At 65.8% G+C, this 18,219-nt stretch carries 15 protein-coding genes; 9 read left to right on the top strand and 6 right to left on the bottom strand.

What is annotated here, in order from left to right; genetic code table 11:
• The first annotated feature begins 87 nt into the window (after nt 1-87).
• From ACZ0AJ_RS06480 to ACZ0AJ_RS06460, 5 genes are all read left to right on the top strand, one after another.
• Nucleotides 88-852, top strand: coding sequence for a glycosyltransferase family 2 protein (locus tag ACZ0AJ_RS06480; RefSeq protein ID WP_499454264.1), 765 nt, complete (start codon nt 88-90; stop codon nt 850-852).
• Entirely contained in the window at nt 849-1,553 is a 705-nt protein-coding gene (locus ACZ0AJ_RS06475; protein ID WP_499453274.1) for a TVP38/TMEM64 family protein, read from the top strand. The genes ACZ0AJ_RS06480 and ACZ0AJ_RS06475 overlap by 4 nt, the downstream gene beginning before the upstream one ends.
• Entirely contained in the window at nt 1,525-3,252 is a 1,728-nt protein-coding gene (locus tag ACZ0AJ_RS06470) for an ArnT family glycosyltransferase (protein ID WP_499454262.1), read from the top strand. The genes ACZ0AJ_RS06475 and ACZ0AJ_RS06470 overlap by 29 nt, the downstream gene beginning before the upstream one ends.
• Nucleotides 3,253-3,320: 68 nt before the next feature.
• Complete coding sequence (locus tag ACZ0AJ_RS06465; protein ID WP_499453268.1) at nt 3,321-3,458, top strand: hypothetical protein; 138 nt, start codon at nt 3,321-3,323, stop codon at nt 3,456-3,458.
• A gap of 113 nt (nt 3,459-3,571) precedes the next feature.
• Nucleotides 3,572-4,816: a DEAD/DEAH box helicase gene (locus ACZ0AJ_RS06460; protein ID WP_499453266.1), complete on the top strand. Its 1,245-nt coding sequence runs from the start codon at nt 3,572-3,574 to the stop codon at nt 4,814-4,816.
• 1,841 nt (nt 4,817-6,657) lie between these two features.
• Here the strand turns inward: ACZ0AJ_RS06460 and ACZ0AJ_RS06455 are convergent.
• The 5 genes from ACZ0AJ_RS06455 to ACZ0AJ_RS06435 all read right to left on the bottom strand — a co-directional run bounded on the left by ACZ0AJ_RS06455 (nt 6,658) and on the right by ACZ0AJ_RS06435 (nt 11,653).
• A complete protein-coding gene (locus tag ACZ0AJ_RS06455) occupies nt 6,658-7,242 on the bottom strand; it encodes a CDP-alcohol phosphatidyltransferase family protein (protein ID WP_499453261.1) in 585 nt (194 codons plus the stop codon).
• Between the two features lie 204 nt (nt 7,243-7,446).
• Entirely contained in the window at nt 7,447-7,806 is a 360-nt protein-coding gene (locus tag ACZ0AJ_RS06450; RefSeq protein ID WP_499453259.1) for a hypothetical protein, read from the bottom strand.
• A 143-nt stretch (nt 7,807-7,949) separates the two neighbouring features.
• Entirely contained in the window at nt 7,950-8,255 is a 306-nt protein-coding gene (locus ACZ0AJ_RS06445) for a hypothetical protein (RefSeq protein WP_499453257.1), read from the bottom strand.
• A 134-nt stretch (nt 8,256-8,389) separates the two neighbouring features.
• Nucleotides 8,390-11,095, bottom strand: a complete 2,706-nt coding sequence (locus tag ACZ0AJ_RS06440; RefSeq protein ID WP_499453255.1) for a bifunctional acetate--CoA ligase family protein/GNAT family N-acetyltransferase — start codon at nt 11,093-11,095, stop codon at nt 8,390-8,392.
• Between the two features lie 147 nt (nt 11,096-11,242).
• Nucleotides 11,243-11,653: a hypothetical protein gene (locus ACZ0AJ_RS06435; RefSeq protein ID WP_499454258.1), complete on the bottom strand. Its 411-nt coding sequence runs from the start codon at nt 11,651-11,653 to the stop codon at nt 11,243-11,245.
• Nucleotides 11,654-11,765: 112 nt separating this feature from the next.
• Between ACZ0AJ_RS06435 and ACZ0AJ_RS06430 the strand changes: the two genes are divergently transcribed.
• The 4 genes from ACZ0AJ_RS06430 to ACZ0AJ_RS06415 are packed head-to-tail and all read left to right on the top strand — an operon-like array spanning nt 11,766 to nt 15,396.
• Nucleotides 11,766-12,179 (top strand): DUF2946 family protein, encoded by a 414-nt coding sequence (locus ACZ0AJ_RS06430; RefSeq protein ID WP_499453252.1) that lies wholly within the window; start codon nt 11,766-11,768, stop codon nt 12,177-12,179.
• A gap of 60 nt (nt 12,180-12,239) precedes the next feature.
• Nucleotides 12,240-12,578, top strand: a complete 339-nt coding sequence (locus ACZ0AJ_RS06425) for a hypothetical protein (protein WP_499453250.1) — start codon at nt 12,240-12,242, stop codon at nt 12,576-12,578.
• Complete coding sequence (locus ACZ0AJ_RS06420) at nt 12,578-13,993, top strand: TolC family protein (RefSeq protein ID WP_499453248.1); 1,416 nt, start codon at nt 12,578-12,580, stop codon at nt 13,991-13,993. The genes ACZ0AJ_RS06425 and ACZ0AJ_RS06420 overlap by 1 nt, the downstream gene beginning before the upstream one ends.
• On the top strand, nt 13,990-15,396 hold the full coding sequence (locus ACZ0AJ_RS06415) for a multicopper oxidase family protein (RefSeq protein WP_499453246.1): 1,407 nt from the start codon (nt 13,990-13,992) through the stop codon (nt 15,394-15,396). The genes ACZ0AJ_RS06420 and ACZ0AJ_RS06415 overlap by 4 nt, the downstream gene beginning before the upstream one ends.
• Here ACZ0AJ_RS06415 and ACZ0AJ_RS06410 read toward each other — a convergent pair.
• Nucleotides 15,393-18,128, bottom strand: a complete 2,736-nt coding sequence (locus ACZ0AJ_RS06410) for a PAS domain S-box protein (protein ID WP_499453244.1) — start codon at nt 18,126-18,128, stop codon at nt 15,393-15,395. The genes ACZ0AJ_RS06415 and ACZ0AJ_RS06410 overlap by 4 nt on opposite strands.
• Nucleotides 18,129-18,219 lie beyond the last annotated feature (91 nt).

Raw genomic sequence — 18,219 nt, 5'->3', positions numbered from 1 at the left:
GCGAGCGTCAGACGTCGTTATCCAGAATTCTTGCAGAACATGATGCGCAGTGTGTGTGCTGCGCTCTTTTTGGAGAGCTTGCGCGATATGGCTGACGAAGCGAACAACGAGCATGCGTGGCTGGTGTCAGTACTGATTCCCGCAAAGGATGAAGCCGACAATATCGGCCATCTGGTGGACGAAATCCACCACGCCCTCGCCGGACATCTGACGCACGAGGTCGTGCTGGTGGACGATGGCAGCAGCGACGACACCGGCGCCGTTTTCCTGCAGCATTGCCAGCAATGGGGCATGCCGGCGCGGCTGATCCGCCACGCACACAGTGCCGGTCAAAGCACGGCCCTGTGGACCGCCGCACGGCACGCCACCGGACGTTTTCTCGTGACGATCGATGGCGACTGCCAGAACGACCCGGCCGACATTCCGGCGCTGGTGGCGCAGGGACTCACCTTAAGCGAAACGCACCGGCATTTTTGCATTGCCGGCTTTCGCGCCGACCGGCGCGACACGCGCTGGAAAAAAATCCAGTCGCGCATTGCCAACGCCGTGCGCCGCCGCATCCTCGACGACGGGGTGCCCGATACCGGCTGCGGCCTGAAGCTCGTGCCGCGCGCCACCTGGCTGTGCCTGCCCTATTTCGACCATATGCATCGGTTCGTGCCGGCGCTGGTCAAGCGGCTGGGCGGCATGATCGCCATCGTGCCGGTGCGCCATCGCCACCGTACAGCCGGCGTGTCGAAATACACGGCGTGGAACCGGCTGTGGGTGGGCATCGTCGACATGTGGGGCGTTACCTGGCTCATCCGCCGCAGCAAACTGCCGCTGATCGACCGCATGGAAGTGCGACAGTGAAACCCGCGCTGGCCCTGCTGGTCAAACCGCTGCTGTTAACTAGCGTGCTGACGCTCGGCTTCGTGTCGCTCCATTTCCAGTGGTGGGGGTCGTTTACCGAACTGGATCTGCTCAACCACCTGTTCGAGCGGCACTGGGCCGTTGCCTGGCCCGTGTTTGCGATCACCGGCATCGTCTATACCGCGCTCGGCGGCCCGCGCCAGGTGCTCGCCTTCGCCTGCGGCTGCGTTATCGGTGGCGTGCCGGGCGCGTTGCTGAGCACTCTGCTGACCGGCTTGGGCGCCCTGCTGGCAATCTGCTGCGTGCGCCACATCGGCACTGCCTGGGCCAGTACCCGCTATGGCGACTGGGTCACCATCATCCGCCAACTGCTGGCCCGCGACACCTGGCTGTGGATCTGCACGCTGAGGCTGATGCCGGTCGGCAGCAACCTGGCGACCAATATTGCCGTGGGACTGGCCCGGCTAAGCATACCGGCAGTGTTCTGGGGCAGCCTGCTGGGCTACCTGCCGCAAATGCTGCTGTTCAGCTTTGCCGGCGCGGGCCTGGCCTTGCACGACGAACAGCAGCTTTGGTTCGGTCTGCTGACGCTGGCGCTGTCCACGGCGCTCGCGCTCTACCTCTACCATCATGGCTTCAAGCAGCGTCTGCAGCACATCCGGGGACAAATGCATGCCACGCCCGCACACCGGCAACCTTGAGCAGGCCCCAAGCTGGTGGCCGTGGCTCGTCGGGCTGACGCTCATTGCGCTGTTCGCCGGCATCGGGCTACGCGCGCCCTGGCCAGCCGACGAGCCGCGCTTTGCCCAGGTCGCACGCGAAATGGTGGAATCGGGCCAGTGGCTGTTTCCCACGCGAGGCGGCGAATTCTATCCGGACAAGCCGCCTGTCTTCATGTGGCTGATCGCCCTCTTCTATCAGCTGACCGGACAACTGAAGATCGCGTTTCTGCTGCCCAGTGCGCTGGCTGGGCTAGGGACGCTGTGGCTGGTGTTCGACCTGGGGCACCGCTTATGGGGCGACCACGTCGCGCGCTCGGCCGTGCTGATCCTCGTGTTCACGCCGCAGTTTCTGTTGCAAGCCAAGGGCGCGCAGATCGATGCGGTACTGTGCTTCTGGATCACGCTCGGCTGCTATGGGCTGGTCCGCCACTTTCTGACCGGGCCCGCCTGGGGCTGGTATGCCGCCAGTTGGGTGGCGATGGCACTGGGCGTCATGACCAAGGGCGTCGGGTTTCTCCCGGCACTGATGCTGATCCCGCTGGCCATCTGGCGCCGCCGCTTTGATGAATCCGGGCACCAGACCTGGCGCCAGCGCGCGTGGTGGGGGCCCGCACTGATGCTGGCCACGCTCGCGCTGTGGCTGGCGCCGATGTGGCTCACGGTCGAGCGCGTGCACAGCCCCGAACTGCTGGCCTACCGCGACAATATCCTGTTCAGGCAAACCGCTGAGCGCTATGCCAATGCATGGCACCACATCCAGCCGTGGCACTACTACCTGACGACTGCCTTGCCGACGATGTGGTTTCCACTGGTCGTGCTGTTCGTACTGCGGCTACGCGGCATCATCGACCTCTGGTCGTCTGACGCAGCGCTGCGCATCCTGCTGAGCTGGGTTGCACTCGTGCTGCTGTTCTTTTCGCTCAGTCCAGGCAAGCGCGAGGTCTACATCCTGCCCGCGCTGCCGATGTGCGCGCTGGCGCTCGCCTGCGTCTGGGAACAGACGCCGGCCGCGAGTCGCCGCGCCGCGTCAGTGCTGTTGCGCGCAGTGCTCGTGCTGATGGGCGTGCTGCTGATGGCGCTGGCGGGCGTCGCGTGGCTGGCGCCCCACCGGCTGCCAGCCCGGGCGGCCGACTATGCCGACGCCGTCGCGGCACTGGCGCCCGCTGTGCTGCTGCTGGGGCTGGCGCTGGCCGGCATCCCCCTGCTGCTGCGCAAGCGCGCCTTGTTCGAGCAACTTGCGCTGGCCAGCCTGCTGACCTGGCTGTGCATCGCCTTCTGGCTGTGGCCGACCCTCGACCCGCATCGCACGCCGCGCGCCGTTTTGCAGGAACTCGAGCGCCAGATCAGGCCTGGGACGCAAGTCGGCATGCTCGAGTTCAAGGAACAGTTCCTGCTGTTTGCCGACCGGCCGCTGGTGCATTTCAGCTATCTGGCGCCGCTGACGCAGCAAGAGTCGAGCGCATGGCACTGGATGCGAGCCGATCCTGCGCGCGTGCTGCTGGTGCCCGACCACCTGACGCTGCGCTGCTTCGATCTGACGCGCCAACGCGTGCTTGGCCAGGCCCATCGGCGCGACTGGGTCATTCTCGATGCCACGGCGCTGCGTGAGCGCTGCGACGGGTCTGTCGGCCACGCACCGTATCGCTATGTTCCCGTCAGGGAGGACATCCTGTCATAGGCCGCCAAGGCGCGCCAGCGCGCGCCGGTACGGCGTATGATGATTGTCTGCTACCCGGAGGATTCATCATGCAACTACGCACTTATTCCGCCGCTGTACTGACCGTCGCCTGCCTGATGCTGGGCGGCTGCCGCGAACACAATGCGCCGGCCCAGCCGATCGCCCCGGCCGCGCAAACGGCCCCGCACACGCCAGCGTCGTCCTGATTCTGCACGAATAAGCTTGGCATGCCGCTCTGGCGGCGCGCCGATGATCGCCATGCCGGCGCCGGCAGGTTACACTGCGGCCTGTCCATTTTTCGTCGCAAGGTGTCCTGCCCATGTCGTTTGCTTCCCTCGGCCTGATCGAGCCGATCGTCCGCACCCTGGACGCCCTCGCCTACCACACGCCTACCGCCATCCAGGAGCAGGCAATTCCCGCCATCCTGGCCGGCAACGACGTGATGGCCGCCGCCCAGACCGGCACCGGCAAGACGGCCGGCTTCACGCTGCCGATCCTGCAGCGTCTTGTCATGGGCGGCAAGGTGGGCAACAACGCGGCGCGCGCGCTGATCCTGGTGCCGACCCGCGAACTGGCCGAGCAGGTGCACGAAAGCGTGCGCACTTATGCCGAAGGCTTGCCACTGCGTTCGATGGTGGCTTATGGCGGCGTCAGCATCAATCCGCAGATGATGACGCTGCGCAAGGGCGTGGACGTGCTCGTCGCCACGCCGGGCCGCCTGCTCGACCTGCATCGGCAGAACGCGGTGCACTTCAACGAAGTCAAAACGCTGGTGCTGGACGAAGCCGACCGCATGCTCGACCTGGGTTTTGCGCGTGAGCTCGACAACATTCTGAAACTGCTGCCGAAGAAGCGCCAGACGCTGCTGTTCTCGGCGACGTTCTCGGACCCGATCCGCGCACTGTCGAACCAGATGCTGCGCGAACCGGTGCGCATCGAGGCAACGCCGCGCAACACGACCGTCGCTGCGATCCGCCAGTGGGTGATCCCGGTCGACAAGAAGCGCAAGGCCGCGCTGTTCGTGCACCTGCTGGAAAAACGCGACTGGACGCAGGTGCTGGCCTTCGCCCGTACCCGCAAGGGGGTCGACGAGCTGCTCGGGCTGCTGGAATCCAAAGGCATTCCGGTCGACTCGATCCACGGCGACAAGCCGCAGCCGGCGCGCCTGCGCGCGCTCGACCGTTTCAAGGCCGGCGAAGTACGCGTGCTGATCGCTACCGACGTCGCCGCGCGCGGCATCGACATCGACGACCTGCCGGCCGTGATCAATGTGGATTTGCCGATCGTGGCCGAGGACTACGTGCACCGCACCGGGCGCACGGGCCGCAAGGGCGCGAGCGGCGAAGCGGTGTCGCTGGTGTGCGCGGACGAAGTCGAGCAATTGGCAGCGATCGAGGTGCTCACGCGCCAGACGCTCGAACGCGTGGAAGAGCCAGGCTATGCACCCGAGCACCGCGTGCCGCAGACCGATGCAAAGGGTCAGATCGTCAAGAAGCCAAAGAAACCGAAGAAGCCCAAGGGCAATGCGCCGGTGGTCAGCGAAGATGTGCGCTTTCGGCGTTAAGAGCGCCTGAGAACACCGTTGGACATACGCGAACAGATGAGCGAGCAGGCAAGTGAGAGAAACGCCTGGCGGATGTCTGCTCGTCGCTCATGTCGTGTGCGCAGTCTGCGAAAACGGTGTAGCCAACCCAAGGCGCGCGCGATTCGAGCTGCAATGCCCCGATGGCGCAACCAAGCCGGATGGACTCTCGGAGCATACGCTTGATCGGAATACAGCTTAACTGGGCGTTTTCTGGCACGGCCTGCGAATCCTTTTGCTGCCGAAACCCACCCTACCAGCGGGGTGGGTAAACGCGAGTCGTGTAGTTGCGCGCCTGAGATATGAGCTACTAGCGCAAGCTAACGCCCATCTATCAGCAGATGGGGTTTGCTTCCGAATTTGGCGCGATCGGCTGAGCCGCAGCCGAGTTCGCGCGGCAGGTGCTCCCACGGTATTCCAGTCTTGAGGACTAAACAGGATCCCCGCTGGGGCCACGCGATCATCGATATGTGGGCGTCCGCCTTTCGGCGATCGGTGATAGGCCAAAAGATGATCTCTTATAAGCGACCACAGATCTTCAGGAAGTAGTGCTTATGGCATTAGTCCGTCTACGAACGTGGCCGCTATGTTAGTGCCGGACTGACGCTGCGTCGGTCCGCTATCGACCCATATTGGACAGTGCAGCGATTGAAGCACTTCACATTGAGAACGGTACATGGGGCTGGTCCAGTGGCCGCCAATCAACTTTAGGCCAGTCGTCCTCAGAAAAATTCCGTGATCGAAAGTCTCGCAAGAAGCCTAGGAATGGCTCCATTACATCCACCCCACAGCAGGCAACAATTGACTGCTTTGAGGTCTCATCAGGCGATTGACAACGTTCGATATCTAGTCGAACGCCCCCTAATGTGTGCTTGAACCTCATGACGTACCACTCAGGCTCAAGATGCCACCAAACTGATGCATCCCGGCCTTCGCTCATCGCACTCACAGCAACTACCAACTGCTGAACTGGATCGTTAGGAACATCAGATGCGTCGATCTCGATCTCCTGGTCGAAAATCGTCAGGCGAAGTTTTATCCACCCGTGTGCCGGCGGTTCATAACTCAGTTCGAGGGGCGCAATAGGCATCGGTCAGAGATAGAAAGGAAGTATGCTTTGGCCGAATCCAGCCAGTCGAGCTAACATAGCAGGTTGCCCGATCGAAAATCCAGGGATAGCCCTGGCTGCCCGGTACCGCCCCAAAGCGGACGTTGACGCTGTCTTCCGTTGGTCTAGGAAGGCAGTCGGGCTAGCGATTCAAGGAACGCGTGGGGATCTGCTGAGTACCGCGCTGCACTTGATTTGCAGACAGCGTTGCTGAGGGCAGCCTCGTCCGCGCTAATTATCGAGCGGTCCCCTGGAAGAAACAGATAGCAGTCCATGGCCCGTGCGAGTCGAACGATCTTGGAGCACAAGTCCGATGTACTGTTTCGGGTATCGATGCGAATCTGTACCGACTCGACGGCAATGCCTTCATAGCAAACCTGGATATCGCTCGTTGTTTCATCACCCCAAATTCTGATTTCGTCACCCCACGATGCAGCGGCGGGCAATACTCGTGACATCAAGTCATCGATATCGAAATCGAGTTGCTCATCCCGCCATGCTACAGACATGGCAGTGTAACCGTCCGCGTCGTATAGCTTTGCAGGAACGCTTCCCTCAGCTTCCGCCCAGGCTCGTGGCACGAGCCCTACCGTGAACTGCCAGATAGCCATGCTTCTCCCGTAGTGTGTTGACCGGCAGCTTCTGGCCGATTCCTGTCTGTCGAAACCGGCCGGATGCGACTCAATGCAGGCGTAGGATCAAGCATCGTTGCCTATTACTGCGCTTTGCCGGCACGGATGTCAATCGCACTTTTTAGGCTCCTGACGTCATGGGTCCATTTCGGAAGGACTAGTGAAATCAAAATACCTTCCAGTTCCGACAGAAGGCCTACGAACAAGGAAATCCAGAGGAAGGGTCCCGCGTAATCGAACATCACAACCATACTGACTGCGACCAGCAGCGAAACCCCAAAAAGCTTTGCGCTCAGCGCATGGTAGCTCGCACCGCGCCCGAAACGCCACCAATCCAATGGATAACGAAGTAGCTCCAATGCGATCACGATGCCGATACCCCAGCGATGCGCGTAGATAATTTCAGGATGACTCACCCAAAGACTGATCGCGATCCCAAAGGTGTAGATCGTGTCCGCGATGCTGTCAGCCTGGCGCAAACCTGGTGTTGCAGTTCCCCAGCGGCGGGCCAGCTTCCCGTCAAACCAATCAGACATCGCGGCCACGACGAACTGCCCCATCCACAGCGCTGCAGGTAGTCCTGCAACTGCGATCCATATTGCGACCGGAGCGAGTAGTGCCCGGGCAATGACCAATAACCAAGGTATGAGTCGTTTCAGCGGATACACCAATAATCTGTGCAGCGGTTAACCGCACCCTCGGTAACTGTGGACAGGAACTCTCTCAGGTCGTTCGTATACCTTTGTCGCGTCCATCATGGCCGAACCCAGGCGGTGGGCTCAGCATAGCAGGCCGCCAAGGCTTAAAACCTCTGACCGTAACGAAGGACCGTTTTCGACCCATAGCGGACGTATGCAACGCAGCGATATGCTTTAGATAATCCGAGGAATTCCGGGGCGACGATCATCGTGACACTCGCCTCTCAGGATGGAGTCCAAGGTGAGCTTTATTGCGCTTGCCATTCGAAGCGCCTCTTGTTTGTCCGCAGTGGTTGGCATGTACGATGCCTCATCCTGAAGAATGGTCGCGGCTTGACTTAGCTGCAGCAAGATGTACCGAGGTAGCAGCTCTTGGCCCTTAAGCAGCGCAGTTAGTTGCTTGCTTAGCTGCTCGGTCCGTTCGAAAGCGGATCTTCTGATTTCCTTACCATCCTGGACACCGTTCACAACGTCGAGCATATGACGTTCCAGTTGCTCGAAGACCGGACGAATCTCTTCAATATTTCCCGACATAGATATCCTCAAGCTGAAATGGTTAACGACCGCTTTTGGCCGAAAGCAGACGGTCGGTACAGCTCACTGTACGACCATGTTGCCGCCAGAGCAAGTAACAGGTTTTTTCAGGCATCCTGAGCCGGCATTGCGCCGTGCCCAGATCAGACGCCGCTGCGCGCGGGCGCCAGGCCGCGCCGGCGCGCCAGGCCCCGTTCGCACAGCGCGCCGGCGGCATACAGCAGCACGAAGGCCGGCGTGACGAACAGGCCGTACGCGTCGGGCCACGACAGGAATTCAAGGGCGCGGCCAAGGCCCAGCGCCTGCACCATGACCAGCTGGGCGGCAATCGGCAGTTGCAGGAAGATCAACTGCGACGCATCGTCGCCAGCGCCGAGCGAGACAATGCCGACGCAGACCAGAATGAACACGGCGTACGGGGCGCACAACAACAAACCGAGTCGGGACATCGCAGGTGCAGGGTCGGACCCTGTTGACAAGAGGCGGTACAAATCGTCACGACGTGACAGGGCGACAAACACCGCCACCTTACCACCGCAAAACAACCCAAAATCCTCCGAATGTCACATGGCGCGCGAAACAGTTAACGTAATGCGAGACGCATGTTTCGAGTGCCGTCCTCACGGTCGATCGTCACGTCGAAGCCCAGTTTTTTGACCATCGCGACAATGCGCGAATTCTGCGGCAGCGCTTCGCCGACGATCTCGCCGGTGCCGCGCGCGCGGCAATACCGGATCAGCTTTTCCATCATGATGCGTCCCAGCCCCATGCCTTTGAGGTCCGAGCGCACGGTAACGGCGAATTCAGCGCTCGTGTTATCGGGATCGGCCACGACACGGGCGACCGCCAGCGTCTCGAATACGCCGTCCGCGTTTTTGCGGGTGGCGATGAAAGCCATCTCGCGGTCGTAGTCGATCTGCGTGAAGCGCGCCAGCTGCGACGGCTGCAGCTCGCGGATGCGCACGAACATCCGGTAGCGTACGTCGTCGGGCGTGAGCGCGTCGAAGAACGCCAGGTGCGCCGGGCCGTCTTCAGGGCGGATCGGGCGCAGCAGCAGCGGCGCGCCCTGCCACTCGATCGTCTCTTCAAGTTCGCGTGGGTAGGGCCGGATCGCCAACCGGTCGAGCGTGCTGCCCGAGCGGTCGGCCAGCGCCAGCCGCATGCGCGCGTCGAGCACGATCGCGCCGCGGCTGTCGACCACCAGCGGGTTGATGTCCAGCTCGACGATTTCCGGAATATCGGAGATCAGGCGCGAGACCTGGATCAGCACCGCCAGCACGGCGTCGAGATTGGCGGCCGGCCGGTTGCGGTAGCCGGCCAGGAGGCGCGCCACGCGCGTGCGGTCGACCAGGTCACGCGCCAGCACCAGGTTCAGCGGCGGCAGGCCGACCGAATAATCATCGAGCACCTCGACCGCCACGCCGCCCTGGCCGAACACCAGCACCGGCCCGAACACCGGGTCGAGCGCGGCGCCGACGATCAGTTCGTGGCCGTGCGTGCGGCGGCACATGGCCTGCACCGAAAAGCCGTCGAAGCGCGCCTGCGGGGACAGTTCGCCCAGCCGCGCGCGCATGCGCAACGCGGCGGCGCGCACGGCGTCTTCCGAATCGAGGTCGAGCGTCACGCCGCCCACATCGGACTTGTGCATCACGTCGGGCGTGAGGATCTTGACGGCCACCGGGAACCCGATCGCGCGCGCTGCCGCCACGGCCGCATCGGGGTCCACGGCGGCGCGCGTCTCGACGAGCGCCAGGCCGTACGCGCGCAGGATCGCCTTGGTCTCGGGATCCGACAGCAAGAGGCGCTTGGCGGCGATCGCCTCGCGTACCAGCGCGCGAGCTGCGCTGCGATCGGGCGCCATATGGCCCGCCATCGACGGCGGCACTTCCATCAGCAGGTTCTGGTTGCGCCGGTAGTTCACCAGTTGCAGGAAGCCGTTGACGCCGTCTTCGGGCGTGCGGTACGTGGGCATGCGCGCCTCGGCCGCAACGGCGCGCGCAGCCACGACCGAGGCGCCGCCCAGCCAGCACGACAGGATCGGGCGCGAAGCCGCGCGCGCCAGCGGCGCAATCGCATTGGCCACGTCCCGGCTGTCGACGGTCGCCGTCGGTGAATGCACGATCAGCACGGCGTCGACCTGGGGGTCGGCCAGCAGCACGTCGAGCGCCGCGGCGTAGCGCTCGGGCGGCGCGCCGCCCAGCAGGTTGACCGGGCTGGCACGCACTGGATTGCCGGGCTGCGCACCGTTCCAGCCGGCCGGCAGCACGGTATCGAGCCGCATGACCGATTCGGGCGACAGCGTCGCCGCCACGCCACCGCCATAACGCAGCGCGTCGCGCGCCAGCACGCCCGGCCCCAGGCCGTTGCTGACGATGGCCAGGCGCTCGCCATGCAGCACGCGCGCATAGGCCAGCGTCTCGACGGCCGCGAACAGCTGCTCGGTGGTGTGCACGCGCAGCATGCCGGCGCGCCGGATCGCGGCGTCGAACACGTCGTCCTCGGTGGCCAGCGCCCCGCTTTCGCTGGCCGCCGGCCGGGCGCCGTCGGTATCGCTGCGGGATTTGAGCACGATTACCGGTTTGCTGCGCGCGGCGGCGCGCGCCGCCGACATGAATTTACGCGCGTAGCGCAGCTGGTCGACATACAGCAGGATCGCGCCGGCATTGCCATCGCTGGCCAGGTGATCGAGCACGTCGCCCAGGTCGACGTCGGCCGAGTCGCCCAGCGAAATAAAGTGCGAAAAGCCGATGCCGCGCGTGCGCGCCCAATCGAGCACGCCCGTCATCAGTGACCCGGACTGCGAAACGAACGCGATCCGCCCCGGCAGTGCGCCGCTGTGGGCCACGCTGGCGTTCAGGCCCAGGCCCGGCACCAAGAGGCCCGCGCTGTTCGCGCCCAGAAGACGCAGCAGATAAGGGTGCGCCGCATCGAGCGTGGCCTGGCGCAGGCTGCGCCCACGGGCATCGCGCCCGCGCGCCAGGCCGCTGGTGAGCACCACGGCGGCGCGCGTGCCGCGCTCGCCCAGCTGGCGTACCAGTTGCGGCACAGTGGCTGCGGGCGTGCAGATGACGGCCAGGTCGGGCGCCTCGGGCAAGTCGGCCACGCCGGCGTAGCACGGCAAGTCGCCCAGCTGCGTGTATTTGGGATTGACGGCAAACAGCTTGCCCTTGAAGCTGCCGCCCTCAAGATTGGCCAACAGCGTGGCGCCCATGCTGCCCGGGCGCGCCGAGGCGCCGATCAGCGCCACCGACCGCGGCGCAAACAGGTGCTGCAGGTTACGGACGCTCATGAAAGCACCGGGAAGGTGCGCGGCATGGCCGGGCGGTTCAGGTAGCAGGCGGCATGCGACATGGATAGGACCTTTGCGTCAGTGGCGTCAAGGACCACCAGCATACCGCCATGGCGCGCTGCAGCGCGCACAAAATCCGTGCTGCGGCTAGCGGAACGCGAAGACGGCGCCGAGTCGCTGCTCGGGCAGCGCCCGCAGTTCGGCCGAACAGGCCAGCAATTCGCGCATCAGGCCATCGGCCAGACCCTGCGTGTGACACGCCACGACATCCGCATCGAAGGCAATGTCGGCCATGCAGCTGCGCATATGCTGCGCTTCAGGCAAATCGCACAGGGCGATGGCCGCCAGCATGTCGTCCGACGCCGGCGGCAGCACAGCGTAGAAACGCAGGCGGAACTGGCGATCGAGCAGCATGCTGCCGTTCAGGAAGCGGTCGACCCCGACGTCGAACAGGACGTGTGCAATGACTTCGGCCGCCCTGCCCGCCACTTCTTCCCGATTCTTCCTGCGCCGCAGAGCGAGCAGTCGCTCGATCAACACCATGCTTGCCCTTGCCATTGAATGATTACTGCATAAACGCGGCATGCTATCAGCCGCCCCCTTGCCCCGCAAGGTTTCCGGCCGTCATCATGACAGCAGTGTTGCGCGGACGCCATGCTAGAATTGGCGCGTGAATTCTACCCTCCATGTCTGCCTGCGCCGCGCGCTCGTGTGGCTGCTGCTGCTGGCGATTCCCTTCCAGGGCATCGCTTCGGCAGGCATGCTGGCGTGCACCCATGCTGCCATGCAGCACGGCGGCGTGACCGCCATGGCTGCCTCGCACCAGATGGACGCCGGAGCGGAGCACTGCCACGATACCGGCCCGCAGCTTGCCAAGGCCACCGACCATGCGCCGACGGACCACGACCAGGAGCGCTGCAGCGCCTGCGCCGCTTGTTGCATCGGGGCCGCCATGGCCGGCGCACCAACGGTCCCCGCCGCGCCGCAGACCTTGTCGACCCGGTTGATCGAGACAGCCACCGGCCGCCCCGAGGCCGTCGACCTCGCGTTACCCGAACGACCTCCCCGCCTCCCGCTCGCCTGAATCAGCACACCACCGCGCCACGCCGGCGCGGCATCACTGCATTTCACCGAACGAGGAACCATGTCGACCTTTACCCGACCACAGCTGCTGCTGGCCTGCATTCTGGCCGGCTCCCTGACGCCGGCCGCAGCCCAGAGCGGCCACCGGACCACGCCGGCCGCCAACGCCACCGACCCGGACGCCGCCGTCCCGGACACCCGCTACCAGCCGGCGTACATGCCCCCGGCACGCGCCGCCGCGACCACCACCCCTGATCGGACCTGGCAGGAACACAACCGCATCGTGGCGGCCCAGCCCGGCCACGACGCGCATGCCGGGCACGGCAAGCCGGCGCCCGATCCGCACGCGCACCACCACACCCCTGCCCCTGCCCAGCCAGACCACAAGGAGCACCACTGATGGCTAGTCCAATCTCATGGCATGCCGCGCTGGCCCCGAGCCTGGCCCCGAGCCTGGCCGTAAGCGTGGGCCTGTTGCTAGCTGGCTGCGCCAGCGTCGCACCCGAGCGCGCCTTCGAGGCCAGCGCTGCTGCGGCGCAGGCGCGCACGGGCGTCGACGCGCGGCTGCTGCGCAGCGATGCCGACCGCCAGGCCTTGCAGGCGCAGATCGACACGCTGCTGCAGGCGCCGCTGACGCAGGACGCGGCCGTGCAGATTGCTGTGCTGAACCACCCGGGCCTGCAGGCCACCTACTGGGAAGCCGGCATCGCGCAGGCCGACGTGGCCCAGGCCGCGCGCCTGCGCAATCCGGGCTTCGGGTTCTCGCGCATGGATGGCGGGGGCAACCGGGAAACCGAACGCTCGGTCTCGATCGATCTGGCGGGCCTGCTCACGATGCCGCTGCGACAGCGCATGGCCGCGCGGCGCCTTGACGAGACGACGCTGCGCGTGGCCGCCGCCATCGAGCATCACGTCAACGCCACCCGGCGCGCCTGGATCGAGGCCGTGGCGGCGCGCCAGGCCGTGGCCTACGCACGGCAGGTGGCCGACGCCGCCGACGCGTCAAGCGCACTGATGGCGCGCATGACCCAGGCCGGCAATGCCAGTGCGCTGGACCTGGCGCGCGAGTCGGCCTTCCACGCCGAAGCCGGCGCCGGCGTACTGCGCGCCGACCGCGTGGCCAACGCCGCGCGCGAACATCTGACGCGCCAGCTCGGCCTGTGGGGCGCGCAGGCGCTCTACACGTTGCCCGAGCGCTTGCCCGACCTGCCGGCGGCGCCCGCCGAACTGACCGGCATCGAGCGCACGGCGCTGAGCCAGCGCCTGGACGTGCAGGCCGCGCGCGCCGCCGCCAGCGGCACCGCCGCGGACCTGGGCCTCACGCGCACTACACGCTTCGTCAATGTGCTCGACCTGGGCTATGCGGACAAGCGCGAGACAGGCGAGCCAAAGAGTGATGGCTACGAGATCGGCCTGGAGCTGCCGCTGTTCGACTGGGGCGGCGCCCGCGTGGCACGCGCTGAAGCGGTGTACATGCAGTCGCTCGGCCAGGTCGCGGCCATCGCGGTCAACGCCCGCAGCGAGGCGCGCGCGGGCTACCTCGGCTACCGCGCCAGCTACGACGTGGCGCGCCACTACCGCGACCAGGTGATCCCGCTACGCAAGCAGATCGCGGACGAGACGCTGCTGCGCTACAACGGCATGCTGGCCAGCCCGTTCGAGCTGCTGGCCGACGCGCGCGAACAGGCTGGGGCGGTGCACGCCACCATCGAAGCGCTGAAGGATTTCTGGCTGGCCCAGGTCGACCTGGAAACCGCCATCGGTACGCGCCTGCCGGCGCCATCGACCACTGATATGAAGGACACCCCACCATGACCAACCGCAGATCGTTCCTGACCGGCGCCGGCATCACGGCACTGGGCGCCTCGCTCGTGAGCCGTGCCGGCGCGGCGTCGCTGCCGGAAGCCCCGACCCATACGTCAAGCGCCACCGCCGCGCCGCTGGTGCCGACGGGCGGGCGTCCGTACAACCCTGTCGTCACACTCAATGGCTGGACGCTGCCATGGCGCATGAAGGACGGCGTCAAGGAATTCCACCTGGTGGCCGAACCGGTCGTGCGCGAATTCGCGCCCGGCATGCAGGTCAACCTGTGGGGCTACAACGGCCAAAGTCCGGGCCCGACCATCGAAGTGGTCGAGGGTGACCGCGTGCGCATCTTTGTCACCAACAAGCTGCCCGAGCACACCAGCGTGCACTGGCACGGCCAGTTGCTGCCGTGCGGGATGGATGGCGTGACGGGTCTCACTCAGCCCGGCATCCAGCCCGGCAAGACCTTCGTCTACGAATTCGTCGCGCGCCATGCCGGCACCTTCATGTACCACCCGCACGCCGACGAAATGCAGCAGATGGCGATGGGGATGATGGGTTTCTGGGTCACGCACCCGAAGAACCCGCGCCAGCACGCCGTCGATCGCGATTACGTGATGCTGCTGTCCTCGTACGACATCGAACCGGGCAGCTATACGCCGCGCACCAACACGATGCTCGACTTTAATCTGTGGACCATCAACAGCCGCGTGTTCCCGGGCCTGGATCCGATGGTCGCGCGCCTGGGCGACAAGGTGCGCATCCGCGTCGGCAACCTGACGATGACGAACCACCCGATCCACCTGCACGGGCACCGCTTCGAGGTCGCTGGCACCGATGGCGGCTGGGTGCCGAAGTCGGCGCGCTGGCCCGAGGTGACGACCGACGTCGCCGTCGGCCAGATGCGCGCGATCGAGTTCGTCGCCGATGCGCCGGGCGACTGGGCCTTCCACTGCCACAAATCGCACCACACGATGAATGCGATGGGCCATGACGTGCCCACGCTGATCGGCGTCGACCATCGCGGCGTGGCCGAGAAGATCAACAAGCTGGTGCCGGGTTATATGGTCATGGGCGACAAGGGCGGCTCGATGGGCGACATGAAGATGCCGCTGCCGGCCAACACGCTGCCGATGATGAGCGGCGATGGCCCGTTCGGCAACCTGGAAATGGGCGGCATGTTCACGGTGCTCAAGGTGCGCGAAGGCCTCAAACGCGGCGACTACAGCGACCCTGGCTGGTACCGGCATCCGCCCGGCACGGTCGCGCGCGAATGGACGGGCGACGGCGCCGAGGCGCTACCGCCAGCGCCACGCGCGCCGGATGCCCGCCCGGCACCGGCGCCCGCCGGCCAGGCGATGGATGCGCGCAAACCCGGCGCGAACGACATGACGGGGCACGAGCACCACTAGCCCGCTGCCGGTGTCTCTGGTACCTCAGGTACCTTACGCAGCAGCGCGATCAGCTGTTGCGGCGCGACCGGCTTCGTGAAGTGCTCGTCGAAGCCAGCCGCCAGCGAGGCGGCCCGGTCTTCCTTTCTGCCGCGCCCCGTCACGGCCACCAGGTACGGGCGCGGCGCATCCTGGGCCAGCATGCCCGCCAGTTCCAGGCCATCCAGGTGCGGCATGCCCAGGTCGAGCACCGCGATCCGGGCCGGCCGTTCGCGGTGCAGGCGCAGCGCTTCTGCGCCATCGTGGGCCACCATGACGGTCGCGCCTTCGGAACGCAGCAGCCAGGCCAGCGATTCCGCTGCATCCACATTGTCGTCGGCGACCAGGATATGCTTGCCCAGCGCAGCGCCGTCAGGCACGGGGAGCACTTCGCCCGGCGCCATGGCCGGCTCCTCGCACAGGCGCAGACGCACGAGGAAGGTCGCTCCGCGGCCCGGCCCGTCGCTGTCGGCCCGGATGCTGCCGCCATGCAGTTCGACGAACCCCTTGGCCAGCGACAGCCCGATCCCCAGGCCGCCCTGCGCCAGGTGACTGGCGCTGCCGGCCTGCACGAACGGATCGAACACGCGTTCGAGCATGTCGGACGCCAGCCCCACACCGCTGTCGGCGACCCACGCCACGGCCTGGTTTTCTTCGCGCCGCAAACCCAGTTCGAGACCGCCGCCGGGCGGCGTGTACTTGGCCGCATTCGTGATCAGGTTGGCGAACACCTGCGTCAGGCGCAGCGGATCGGCGTCGACCCACAGCGGTTCGTCGGCCACCCGCAGCGCCACCTGATGGCGCCCGGCCTCGATCAGCGGCATGCTCGTTTGCAGGGTCTCGCGCAGCAAGCGGCCCAGGTCCACCCGCACGCGGCGCAGCTCGATCTTGCCGCGGCTGATGCGCGACACGTCCAGCAGGTCGTCCAGCAGGCGCGCCATCTGGTCGGTCTGGCGCGCCACCATGGCCGCGATCCATTCGATGCGTTCCGGCGCCAGCGCCTTGCTGCGCAGGAGCGAGGCCGCATTGGCGATCGGCGCGAGCGGATTGCGCAGCTCGTGCGCCAGCGTGGCGATATAGACGTCCTTGCGCCCGTCGGCCTCGCGCAGGCTGTGCATCGCCGCTTCGCGCTCGGACACGTCCAGCACCAGCGAGAACACGGTCTGGATCTCGCCTGCCTCGTCGACCAGCACCGAGTTGTACCATTCGCAGCACAGCGCGCGCCCGTCGCGGGTGCGGTTGCGGTTGGCCGACTTGGCGTAGCGCGTGCCGGAGTCGATCAGGCGCGCGATCATCGTGTCGACCTGGTTGGCATCGCCCTCGTGGATCATGCCCATGCCGTCGATCCGCTGGCCGATGGCCTCGCCTGCGGACCAGCCGAACAATTCTTCGGCGCGGCGGTTCCACAGCGTGATGACCAGGTCGCGGTCCCATTCGATCACGGCCAGCGGCGTGTTCTCGATCAGGTAGCGGGTCTGGTCGAGCGCCCGTGCCAGCGCCGCACTGGCCTCGGTGCGCTCGGTGATGTCGTCGATGACGATCACGGCGGCGGCCAGTTCGGCGGCGCTCTCGCGCAGCGGCGCGCCGCTGACGGCGTACACACGGCGCGCGCCGCCCTGCACGCTCTCGATCAAGGCGTCGTCAAAGGCCCGGCCGCCGATTGCGCGTGCGACCGGTTCGCAGATCAGGTCCAGCATGCCCTTGACGCCGTCGGCCCCGAAGTGGCGCGCCATTTGCGTGGCCTGGTCGTTCGCCATCACGCAGCGGCCCCGGGCATCGACGATCAGCACGCCGTCGGGCAACTGGCGCAACACGGTGCCGAGCAGGCTTTGCCACTGCGCGTGGGCGCGCGTTTCGATCATTTCCTGGAACGTTGCATGCAGACGCGCATGCAGCGCGATATTGTCGATCGCCAGCGCACCCAGCACGAACAGCGACGTCGATAGCCCGTACAAGCGCCCGGCATAGAACCCGAGGTCGTAGAGACCCGTATTGAACACGCAGGACAGGCCCACTTCGAATACCCACGCCGCCATCGCCACGGTCAGCCAGACATCGAGCACGGTGCGCGGGCGCTTTTGCACCGTGGCGTACAGCACGTAGACCGACAGCGCCAGTATTGCGACCGAGATGCCATGGTAGAGCGGCAAGGTGCGCGTGCCGTCGATCAGCCTGGGCAGATACGGCGCGCCGGTCGTGCCCACCAGCACCAGCAGCGACACGAACAGCGCGGTCAGCAGCGCGCCGATCCGCATGAAGTGTGGCGGCAGCGGCGCCCCGGCCAGGCGCCCGCGCGCGCTGCGCGAATAGCCGAGCACGAACAGCGGATACAGCGCGTGCCAGGCCGCGTGGAGCCAGGCGGCGGTCTGCGGGTTACCGCCGAGCACGCCCTCGTCGCCAAGCAGCCCGTGGAACGTGAGCATATGGGCGCCGGCGATCAGCGCCGTGAACAGGTAGCCGAGCGCAAGGATGCCCAGGGCGAGCGAGCGCCGCGTGTGGACATGGCCGAGCAGCAGGATGCCGGTGACGAAGTTGCTGGCGATCAGCGTCGACAGATAGATCGGCAGGAATTCCGGCGCGTGCGGCAAGGGCACGCCGGCTGCCGGCACCAGGACCGCAAACAGCAGCCCCAGCGCCGCCAGCACCATGACAACCCGGCGCAGCTGGGCCCTACCGGGCGGATGCTTGACCAGGTCGATAGGTTCTGCGAGCACACCATCTCTCATGAGGATTCCGCTGACGAGGTCGGTCGGGGATGCCAGTGTTCGGTATTGTTCTTTCTACAAAATATAGCCTAAATGAATA

Source organism: Telluria sp. AC161 (assembly GCF_979258535.1).
This window is presented reverse-complemented; position numbering and strand designations above follow the sequence as displayed.

Coding starts and splice junctions, on each gene's coding strand:
- ACZ0AJ_RS06480 (WP_499454264.1), top strand. CDS start 88: ATGGCTGACGAAGCGAACAACGAGCATGCGTGGCTGGTGTCAGTACTG.
- ACZ0AJ_RS06470 (WP_499454262.1), top strand. CDS start 1,525: ATGCCACGCCCGCACACCGGCAACCTTGAGCAGGCCCCAAGCTGGTGG.
- ACZ0AJ_RS06465 (WP_499453268.1), top strand. CDS start 3,321: ATGCAACTACGCACTTATTCCGCCGCTGTACTGACCGTCGCCTGCCTG.
- ACZ0AJ_RS06460 (WP_499453266.1), top strand. CDS start 3,572: ATGTCGTTTGCTTCCCTCGGCCTGATCGAGCCGATCGTCCGCACCCTG.
- ACZ0AJ_RS06450 (WP_499453259.1), bottom strand. CDS start 7,806: ATGTCGGGAAATATTGAAGAGATTCGTCCGGTCTTCGAGCAACTGGAA.
- ACZ0AJ_RS06445 (WP_499453257.1), bottom strand. CDS start 8,255: ATGTCCCGACTCGGTTTGTTGTTGTGCGCCCCGTACGCCGTGTTCATT.
- ACZ0AJ_RS06440 (WP_499453255.1), bottom strand. CDS start 11,095: ATGAGCGTCCGTAACCTGCAGCACCTGTTTGCGCCGCGGTCGGTGGCG.
- ACZ0AJ_RS06435 (WP_499454258.1), bottom strand. CDS start 11,653: ATGGCAAGGGCAAGCATGGTGTTGATCGAGCGACTGCTCGCTCTGCGG.
- ACZ0AJ_RS06425 (WP_499453250.1), top strand. CDS start 12,240: ATGTCGACCTTTACCCGACCACAGCTGCTGCTGGCCTGCATTCTGGCC.
- ACZ0AJ_RS06420 (WP_499453248.1), top strand. CDS start 12,578: ATGGCTAGTCCAATCTCATGGCATGCCGCGCTGGCCCCGAGCCTGGCC.
- ACZ0AJ_RS06415 (WP_499453246.1), top strand. CDS start 13,990: ATGACCAACCGCAGATCGTTCCTGACCGGCGCCGGCATCACGGCACTG.